Source organism: Pseudomonas sp., from assembly GCF_030696055.1.
GTDB lineage: Bacteria > Pseudomonadota > Gammaproteobacteria > Pseudomonadales > Pseudomonadaceae > Aquipseudomonas.
The window spans coordinates 1-9,104 of sequence record NZ_JAUYNP010000228.1; the positions used below are offsets into that span (position 1 = coordinate 1).

General features: G+C 63.9%; 7 protein-coding genes. 4 read left to right on the forward strand and 3 right to left on the reverse strand.

Annotation, left to right across the window (positions count from 1 at the left end; translation table 11 throughout):
• Positions 1-49 precede the first annotated feature (49 nt).
• The 3 genes from Q8Q83_RS13560 to mmsB all read left to right on the forward strand — a co-directional run bounded on the left by Q8Q83_RS13560 (position 50) and on the right by mmsB (position 3,037).
• Positions 50-868, forward strand: coding sequence for an enoyl-CoA hydratase (locus Q8Q83_RS13560; protein ID WP_305624544.1), 819 nt, complete (start codon positions 50-52; stop codon positions 866-868).
• Between the two features lie 68 nt (positions 869-936).
• Positions 937-2,040, forward strand: coding sequence for an enoyl-CoA hydratase/isomerase family protein (locus Q8Q83_RS13565; RefSeq protein WP_305624546.1), 1,104 nt, complete (start codon positions 937-939; stop codon positions 2,038-2,040).
• Positions 2,041-2,152: 112 nt separating this feature from the next.
• Positions 2,153-3,037, forward strand: coding sequence for a 3-hydroxyisobutyrate dehydrogenase (gene mmsB, locus Q8Q83_RS13570; RefSeq protein WP_305624548.1), 885 nt, complete (start codon positions 2,153-2,155; stop codon positions 3,035-3,037).
• A gap of 152 nt (positions 3,038-3,189) precedes the next feature.
• Here the strand turns inward: mmsB and Q8Q83_RS13575 are convergent, their stop codons facing one another.
• The 3 genes from Q8Q83_RS13575 to Q8Q83_RS13585 are packed head-to-tail and all read right to left on the reverse strand — an operon-like array spanning position 3,190 to position 8,086.
• A complete protein-coding gene (locus Q8Q83_RS13575; protein ID WP_305624553.1) occupies positions 3,190-4,494 on the reverse strand; it encodes an HlyD family type I secretion periplasmic adaptor subunit in 1,305 nt (434 codons plus the stop codon).
• Positions 4,495-4,552: 58 nt separating this feature from the next.
• On the reverse strand, positions 4,553-6,709 hold the full coding sequence (locus tag Q8Q83_RS13580; RefSeq protein WP_305624549.1) for a type I secretion system permease/ATPase: 2,157 nt from the start codon (positions 6,707-6,709) through the stop codon (positions 4,553-4,555).
• Positions 6,710-6,742: 33 nt separating this feature from the next.
• On the reverse strand, positions 6,743-8,086 hold the full coding sequence (locus tag Q8Q83_RS13585; RefSeq protein ID WP_305624550.1) for a TolC family outer membrane protein: 1,344 nt from the start codon (positions 8,084-8,086) through the stop codon (positions 6,743-6,745).
• Between the two features lie 322 nt (positions 8,087-8,408).
• Between Q8Q83_RS13585 and Q8Q83_RS13590 the strand changes: the two genes are divergently transcribed.
• The coding region (locus Q8Q83_RS13590) for a retention module-containing protein (protein WP_305624552.1) at positions 8,409-9,104 on the forward strand (696 nt) is incomplete at its 3' end.

Genomic DNA, 9,104 nt, shown 5'->3' on the forward strand with positions numbered 1-9,104 from the left:
CCGGCCCCTCTCCCACAGGGAGAGGGGAGCCCAACGAATGAGGACATGTATGAGCAACGCCGTAGAGCCCTACCAACCCGGCTTATTCGACCTGACCCACAAGCTGACCGTGGAGAAGCACGGGCATACCGCGCTGATCACCATCAACCAGCCGCCGGCCAATACCTGGGACCGCGACTCGCTGATCGGCCTCAAGCAGCTGGTCGAGCACCTCAATCACGATGACGACATCTACGCCCTGGTGATCACCGGCCAGGGCGGCAAGTTCTTCAGCGCCGGTGCCGACCTCAAGCTGTTCGCCGATGGCGACAAGGCCCGCGCCCGCGAGATGGCCCGCCGTTTCGGCGAGGCCTTCGAGGCCCTGCGGGACTTTCGCGGCGTGTCGATCGCCGCGATCAACGGCTACGCCATGGGCGGCGGCCTGGAATGCGCCCTGGCCTGCGATATCCGCATCGCCGAGCGTCAGGCGCAGATGGCCCTGCCGGAAGCCACAGTAGGTCTGCTGCCCTGCGCCGGCGGCACCCAGGCCCTGGCCTGGCTGGTGGGTGAAGGCTGGGCCAAGCGCATGATCCTCTGCGGCGAACGCCTAGACGCGGACACCGCCCTGCGCATCGGCCTGGTCGAGCAGGTGGTGGACAGCGGCGAAGCCCGCGGCCATGCCCTGCTGCTGGCCGCAAAAGTGGCGCGGCAAAGCCCGGTGGCGGTGCGCACCATCAAGCCGCTGCTGCAGGGCGCCCGCGAACGCAGCCCGAACACCTGGCTACCCGAGGAGCGCGAGCGCTTCGTCGACCTGTTCGACGCCGACGACACCCGCGAAGGGGTCAACGCCTTTCTGGAAAAACGCGAGCCGCAGTGGCGCAATAAATAAACGCAAGCTACAAGCTGAAAGCCGCAAGCTTAAAGCTTGCCGCTTGTGGCCCAACCGAAGGTTGCCCTATGAACGTAGATTTCGAAGAACGCCCCGCCCAACATGGCTATCGCATCGGCATCGCCAGCCTGGATGCTTCAAGCAGTCTGAATGCCCTGTCGCTGCCGATGATCGAGGCGCTGGACGCCAAGCTCAAGGCCTGGGCGGATAACCCGGCCATCGCCTGCGTGCTGCTGCGCGGCAACGGACCCAAGGCCTTCTGCGCCGGTGGCGACGTGGTGCAGCTGGTGCAGCAATGCCGCGCTCACCCCGGCGAAGTGCCGCCGTTGGCGCGGCGCTTCTTCGCCGACGAATACCGCCTCGACCACCGCATCCACAGCTACCCGAAACCCTTGATCTGCTGGGCCCACGGCCATGTACTGGGCGGCGGCATGGGCCTGATGCAGGGCGCCGGGCTGCGCATCGTCACCCCCAGCAGCCGCCTGGGCATGCCGGAAATCAATATCGGCCTGTACCCGGATGTCGGCGGCAGCTGGTTCCTCGCGCGCCTGCCGGGCAAGCTCGGCCTGTTCCTCGGCCTCACCGCCAGCAGCATCAACGCGCGCGACGCCCTGGACCTGGACCTGGCCGACCGCTTCCTGCTCGACAGCCAGCAGGACGCCCTGCTCGACGGTCTGGTGCAACTGAACTGGCAGGAGCAGCCACAGCTGCAACTGCACAGCCTGCTCAAGGCCCTGGAAAGCCAAGCCCAGAGCGAGTTACCGGAAGCCCAGTGGCTGCCGCGCCGCGCGCGCATCGACGAACTGCTCGACCAGGCCGACCTGCCCCAGACCTGGCGCGCCCTGGCGGCCTTGCACACCGACAGCGACCTGCTGCTGGCCCGCGCCGCCAAGACCCTGGCCGGCGGCTGCCCGCTGACCGGGCACCTGGTCTGGCAGCAGATCAAGCGCGCCAGGTCTTTGTCCCTGGCCCAGGTGTTCCAGATGGAATACGCCATCAGCCTGAACTGCTGCCGCTACCCGGAATTCCCCGAAGGCGTGCGCGCCCGGTTGATCGACAAGGAGCACAAAGCCCATTGGCACTGGCCGGACGTGGCGAGCGTCCCGGACGAGGTGATCCAGGCGCACTTCGCGCCGACCTGGGAAGGCGAGCACCCGCTGGCGGATCTGTAGGAGCAACCTGTAGGAGCCAGCTTGCTGGCGATCCATCGCTATCGCCAGCAAGCTGGCTCTTACCACAGCGCATATAGCGGCCAACCAGGCTTTTTGAATAAGGAGAATCACAATGACCACAATCGCCTTTATCGGCCTCGGCCATATGGGCCTGCCCATGGCCCGCAACTTGCTCAAGGCCGGCTTCAACCTGCAGGTGTTCGACCTGGTGCAGACGGCGATGAACGAGCTGACCCAGGCAGGCGCGCAGCCAGCCAGCAGCGCCCTGCAGGCCGCACATGATGCCCAGGTGGTGATCAGCATGTTGCCGGCCAGCCGCCACGTCGAAGACCTGTACCTGGGCAACAGCGGCCTGATCAAGGCGCTTGAACCCGGTACCCTGGTGCTGGAATGTTCGACCATAGCGCCGGAGTCCGCACGCAAGGTGCATCGGGCCGCCAGCGCGCGCGCCATCGATATGCTCGATGCGCCGGTATCCGGTGGCACTGCCGGTGCGGCGGCGGGCACCCTGACCTTTATGGTCGGCGGCGCGGCGGCCACCCTGGAAAAGGCCCGCGCCATCTTCGCCGCCATGGGCAAGAATATCTTCCACGCCGGCCCCGACGGTGCCGGCCAGGTGGCCAAGGTGTGCAACAACCAGGTGCTGGCGGTGCAGATGATCGCCACCGCCGAAGCCATGGCCCTGGGCGTGGCCAACGGCCTGGAGCCGGCAGTGCTGGCCGAGATCATGCGGCAGAGCTCGGGCGGCAACTGGACCCTGGAAAAGTACAACCCCTGGCCCGGGGTGATGGAAAACGCCCCGGCCTCCAAAGGCTACTCCGGCGGCTTTATGGCCGAGCTGATGGCCAAGGACCTGGGCCTGGCCCAAGAAGCCGCGCAGGTCACCGGCAGCAGCACGCCCATGGGCGCCCTGGCTCTGCAGCTGTATCGCCTGCTGCTCAAGCAGGGCAAGGGCAAGCAGGACTTCTCGGTGGTGCAGCAATTGTTTGTCGAATAAGCGCAAGGCATCGGGATCGTAGCTCTTGTAGCCCGGATGCAATCCGGGGAAATTGCGCGCGACCAATCCGCTCCCGGATTGCATCCGGGCTACGCACCCAAGACAGCAAAAAGCCGCAGCTAGCTGCGGCTTTTGTTTCCACCATGCAAGGCTTAGCGCTCGCGCAAGGCCTCGGCGCGGGCGCGGATAATCGGCTTGAGCAGGTAATTGAGGATGCTTTTCTTGCCGGTGATGATGTCCACCGAGGCGACCATGCCGGGAATGATCAGCAGCGGGTGTTCCGCGCTGCCCAGGTGGCTCTTGTTGGTGCGCAGCTTGATCACGTAGAAGCTGTTGCCCTCATCGTCGGTGACTGTGTCGGCGCCGATCTGCTCCAGCTCGGCCTTGAGCCCGCCGTAGATGGTGTAGTCATAGGCGGTGAACTTGACCATGGCTTCCTGGCCGGGATGCAGGAAGGCGATGTCCTGGGGCCGGATGCGCGCCTCCACCAGCAGGTTCTCGCCCAACGGCACTATCTCCACCAGGTCGCTGCCCGGCTGGATCACCCCGCCTATGGTGTTGACCAGCAGCTGCTTGACTATGCCGCGCACCGGCGAGGTCACCAGGGTGCGCTTGACCCGGTCTTCCAGGGCCTTGCCGGTCGACTGGATCTTGCTCAGCTCGGTGCGCGCCTCGTTCAACTGGGTCAAGGCTTCGCTGCGAAAGCGCCCGCGGGTCTCATCGATCTTGCGCTCGACTTCCTTGATCGCCGCCTCGGCCCGCGGCATGGCCAGGGTGGTGGCGTCCAGCTGGCCGCGGCTTTCCACCTCGGCGCGTTTGAGGCGCAGCACCTCCACCGGGGAAATCGCGCCCTCGGCCACCAAGGGCTCGGACATCTGGATTTCCTCGCGCAACAGGCTGAGGCTGTTGCGAAACTGCTGCTGCTTGGAGGCAAATTCGCGCAGCTCCTGGCGGCGCTGAGTCAGCTGTTCTTCCAGGCCGGCCACTTCGTCGAGCAGCTGCTGATTACGGCTGTTGAACAGTTCGATCTCGTTGTCGGCCTGGCCGGGCGCCTTCTCGCGCACCTCGTCGGCCACCACCAGCGCACGCCCCTGCACTTCCGCGCTGAGGCGTTCGACCCGCAGCAACAGCGCCAGGCGATCGGCTTCGGTCTCGCCGACATTGGAGGCGAAACGGGTGTCGTCCAGACGCAGCAGCGGATCGCCGATCTCGACTATCTGCCCTTCGCGCACGAACAGCTCGGCGACTATGCCGCCTTCCAGGTTCTGGATCTTCTGCAGGCGCGAGGAGGGAATCGCCTTGCCATCGCCGCGGGTCACTTCATCGACCACGGCGAAGTTGGCCCACAGCAGACAGAAGGCGACAAAGGCGATCAGGCCCCAGATGGTCAGGCGAATCACCCGTGGCGCATCCTCGATCAGCGCCTTGCTGACCTCGGGCAGGGGCTCATCACCCATGGCGTCCTGGCTGCCGAAGTAAGCCCCCAGGGTTTTCCGCAGCCCCTTGCCGAATTGTTTAGCTGACACTGATCTGCCCCTTCTTCAGCGCTTCCATCACGCTACCCTTAGGCCCATCGGCGATGATCTGACCGCGATCGATGATGATCAGGCGATCCACCAGGCTGAGCATCGAGGCGCGGTGCGTCACCAGCAACAGGGTTTTAGTGCCGATCACCGCCGACAGACGCTGTTTGAGGCGCTCCTCACCGGTGTTATCCATGGAGCTGGTGGGCTCATCGAGCAGCAGAATCGGTGGATCGAGCAACAAGGCGCGCGCCAGGGCGACGTTCTGCCGCTGGCCGCCGGACAGATTCTGCCCACGCTCGCCGACCTGCAGCTCGTAGCCTTTAGGATGCAGACGGGCGAACTCATGCACCCCGGACAACTCCGAGGCCTGCAACACCAGCTCGTCTTCCACATAGCGCGCGCCGGTTACCAGGTTGTCGCGCAGGGTGCCGGAGAACAGCTGGATATCCTGGGGCACATAGCCGATGTTGTAACGCAGGTCGCTGACATCCAGCTGGCGCACATCGATGCCATCGACCAGCAGGCTGCCGGCATCGGCCTGGTAGAGGCCGACGATCAGCTTGGCCAGGGAGCTCTTGCCCGAACCGCTGCGGCCGATGATGCCGATTTTCTCCCCCGGCCGGACCACCAGATTGACCTTGTGCAAGGCCGCCTGCTGCTGGTCCGGGTAGTGGAAATCGACCTGGCGGAACTCCACCGCGCCTTGCAACGACTGGCGCTTGAGCGGCCGCTCATCTGCATGGCGCTCTTGCGGCAGCTCCATCATCTGGTTGACCGAGTCGAGCGTCACCCGGGCTTGCTGATAACGGGTCAGCAGACCGGAAATCTGCGTCAAGGGGCCGAGCGCGCGGCCGCTGAGCATATAGCAGGCGATCAGCCCGCCCATGCTCAGCTGACCATCGATGATCTGGTAGACCCCCAGCACTATCACCACCACACCGGCCAACTGCTGCAGCAGCAGGGTCGCATTCAGCGCCAGGCTGGACAGCATGCGCGCGCGCAGCTCCAGACGGCTGAGGGTGCCGATGGTCTGCTCCCAGATATATTGGCGTTCGCTCTCGGCGTTGTTCACCTTCACCGCATCCAGCCCGGCCAGGCTCTCGATCAGGCTGGACTGGCGCTCGGCGGCCAGCGCCATGGTGCGCTGCATGGTCTCGGCCAGCGGCCGCTGCAGGGCCCAGCCGATCAGCGCCACCAGGGGAAAGGCGAGCACCGGAATCCACACCAGGTGCCCGCCAATCATGGCGATCACCGCCAGGATCAGCAGGGTGAACGGCAAGTCGATGACGCTGGCCAGGGTCAGCGAGGCGAGGAAGTCGCGCAGGCTTTGGAATTCATGGATGTTCTGGGCGAAGCTGCCGACCCGCGCCGGGCGGACCTTCATGGCCATGCCGATGATACGTTCGAACAGTGTGGCCGAGATGATCAGGTCGGTCTTCTTGCCGGCCAGGTCCAGGCACAGACCGCGCAGGGTCTTGAGCAACAGGTCGAAGAAGAACACCCCGGTGATGCCGATGGCCAGCACCCACAAGGTGGCTTCGGCCTGGTTGGGCACCACCCGGTCGTACACGTTCATCACGAACAGCGGCGTGCCCAGGCCGATCAGGTTGATCAGCAGGCTGGCGGCTATGGCGTCTATATAGAGCCAGCGCGAACGCTTGAGGGTGTCGCGGAACCAGGAGGTGGCGCGCGGGATCAGCTCGCCGCGGTTGAAGTCGAACTTATGCAGCGGCTGGGCGAAGAACACCTGGCCGCTGTAATCCTTGGCCAGCACCTCGACGCTGACGCGCACCTCGCCGCCCTCGCTCTCGCTGGGCATCAGGCGCGCGCGGCCTTGCTCGTCCCAGCCGAGCAGCAGCGCACTGCGGCCACCCTGCAGCAACAACAGCGCCGGCATCGCCAGCTCGGGGATCTTATCCAGGCCGCGGCGCAGCCAACGCCCTTGCAGCCCGGCCCGTGCCGCGGCGCGCGGCAACAGTTCGGCACTCAGGCGTTGTTCGGGGAGCGGCAAGCCGGCCGTCAGCATGGCGCGGCTGACTGACTTCTGGTGCAGGCTGCACAGCGACAGCAGGCTGTCGAGCAGGGGGTCATCGTGGCGATCCCGCGGATCGCTACGGGTCTGGGGCTGGCTAAGGTCTACTGCCACTGGGTTTTACTCATCGACGACTGGGCTCAGCGCTCAATTGAGGCCGGGCAAACTGACCTGGGCCTTGACCTCGTCCAGCGGCGCCGCCGCGATTGGCGCGACCACACCCTGGCTCTTGAGCAGGGAGCCCATGGTGGCCTTGATCCGGTACTGAGTAAACAGTTCGGTGTAGCGCACTTCTTCGAGGCGGCGCGCGGCGGTGAACAGTTCGTTTTCACTGTCGAGCAGGTCCAGCAGGGTGCGGTCGCCCAGGCTGAACTGCTTCTGGTAGGACTCCTTCACGCGAGCACTGTGGTCGACATATTGCTGGGCGATGGGCAACTGCTGGCGGGCATTTTCCAGGGCGTTCCAGGCCAGACCGAGGTCTTCGTTGAGCACGCGCAAGGCATTGTTGCGGATGTCCATGGCCTGATTGATCTGGTGCGACTTGGACTGCAGATCGGCCTTGTTGCTACCGCCGGCGAACAGGTTGTAGCGCATGTTCAGCATCGCTCGCCACTCATTGCTGTGACCTGCGGTGCCGTCCAGGTTGTTATCCATACCACGGGACAGTTCGGCATCGAGACGCGGGTAGAAGCTCGACTTCGACGCCTCATACTGCTGCTCGCTGGCCTGCACATCGGACTCGGCCGAACTCAGGTAGGGGTTATTCGCCAGCATTTCTTCGCGAGCCGCCTGCAGGCTGTCCGGCAACTGCCCGACCAGGCCTGGCGGGATACTCAGTTCGCTGGCATCACGGCCCACGGCGCTGAAGTAGTTGACCCGGGCATCGGCCAGGTTGGTCTGCTCGGTGATCAGGTTGTTGCGGGCCTGGGCCAGGCGCGCTTCGGCCTGATCCAAGTCGGCCATGCGCCCTACCCCGCGCTGGCTGCGCAAGCTGATCTGGTCATAGATGCGCTCGTGGCTGTGCAGGTTGTCTTCGGCCAGACGCACCATTTCCTGGCGTTTGAGCACTTCCAGGTAGACCTGGGCAACGGTCAGCGCCGTGCTCTCGGAAGTCCCCAGTAATTCATAGGCACGGGCATTGACGGTGGCGCGCTGACGCGCGACTTCACTGCGGGTGGCGAAACCGTCGAACAGCATCTGCTGCAGGCGCAGGCTCGACTCGCCGCGGGTCAGGGTCTCGCTATTATGGGTAAGCCCGCGGGTGCCCGGGCTGTCGGTGTGCTCACGACCATAGCCGGCCAGCACGTCCACCTGGGGCAGATAGCCACCTCGGGCGGCTTTCATCTGCTCTTCTACCGACAGCCGCGAATTGATCCCGGCCTGGATCTCCGGATGCACCTCAAGTGCAGCCTGCATGGCCTCATTGAGGCTTTGCCCGTGAGCTGCAAGAGATACCGCCAGAACGAGGGGAAGCACTACGAGGAAACGCATTAAGACAAATTCCTTTTAGGCAAGGCAGGCGGACAAAAGAAAGGCTGAGCAAGGCGTTTTGAGCGACTCAAGCAGGTTGCAAACAGCCCAAAAATCCAGGCATCGAGCCAAGCAAGGCAAGCATTCAATATCAAAGTGACATCGCGGCGCGCATTCTTTATGATCGCGGGCACGCGGTCAATAGATTGGCATTGTACTAATTCCAAAACGGAATAAGCCAATTTAACGGCGACAAAATATTGTCGCCGCGACTCTCAGAATTTGAATTAAACGCTTTACTCGCCACGACAAAAATTACACACGAGTACACGGAGCCGTATCTATGAGCACTATCGTCGCCATCGTTAAAAGTCTTGTAGGTCAAGTGTTTGCCGTCTCTCTCGATGGCCTCAAGCGGCAGATTTTCGAAGGCGAACGAGTGCTTCAAGGTGAACAGGTACTCACCACACTGGGCGGTGAAGTGACTTTGCAACTGGCCAGCGGCGAGCTGGTCGATGTGGCATCCAGCAGCAACTGGCAGGCCGGTAACGCCGAGGCTGCCGAAGCCGATCAGGCCCCGGCAGCCGGCCTCGAACAAGCCCTGGCCGCCGGCTTCGACCCCACCACCGACCTCGAAGCCCCAGCCGCAGGCCCGGGTACTGGTGGCGGTGCTGGCGGCGCAGCCGGTGGCGGCGGCCATAGCCTCGTAATGCTCGATGAGACCGGCCAGCAGCTTGAGGCAACGGTTGGCTTCGAGACTTCAGGGCCAGGTCTGGCTGGCGAGAACCAAGGTGAACAGCTGGGTGCATTAGCCAACGAGGGCAATGCCAACACAGGTGCAACTAACGTTCAGCAAGCCAACAGAGCCCCCTCTGCGCTCGCCGATGACTTCACTGTTAATGAAGACGGCAGCGTCAGCATCGATGCGCGGAGTAACGATAGCGATCTCGACGGCGATACCCTGACTATTACACAGGTCGATGGCCAGGCCATTGCCGAAGGCAGCTCAGTCACTGTCAGCAATGGCTCCGTCACGCTG

What these genes read in the sequence shown, in the direction of transcription:
- Q8Q83_RS13560 (WP_305624544.1), top strand. Translation starts at nt 50, where the DNA reads ATGAGCAACGCCGTAGAGCCCTACCAACCCGGCTTATTCGACCTGACC.
- Q8Q83_RS13565 (WP_305624546.1), top strand. Translation starts at nt 937, where the DNA reads ATGAACGTAGATTTCGAAGAACGCCCCGCCCAACATGGCTATCGCATC.
- mmsB (WP_305624548.1), top strand. Translation starts at nt 2,153, where the DNA reads ATGACCACAATCGCCTTTATCGGCCTCGGCCATATGGGCCTGCCCATG.
- Q8Q83_RS13575 (WP_305624553.1), bottom strand. Translation starts at nt 4,494, where the DNA reads ATGGGTGATGAGCCCCTGCCCGAGGTCAGCAAGGCGCTGATCGAGGAT.
- Q8Q83_RS13585 (WP_305624550.1), bottom strand. Translation starts at nt 8,086, where the DNA reads ATGCGTTTCCTCGTAGTGCTTCCCCTCGTTCTGGCGGTATCTCTTGCA.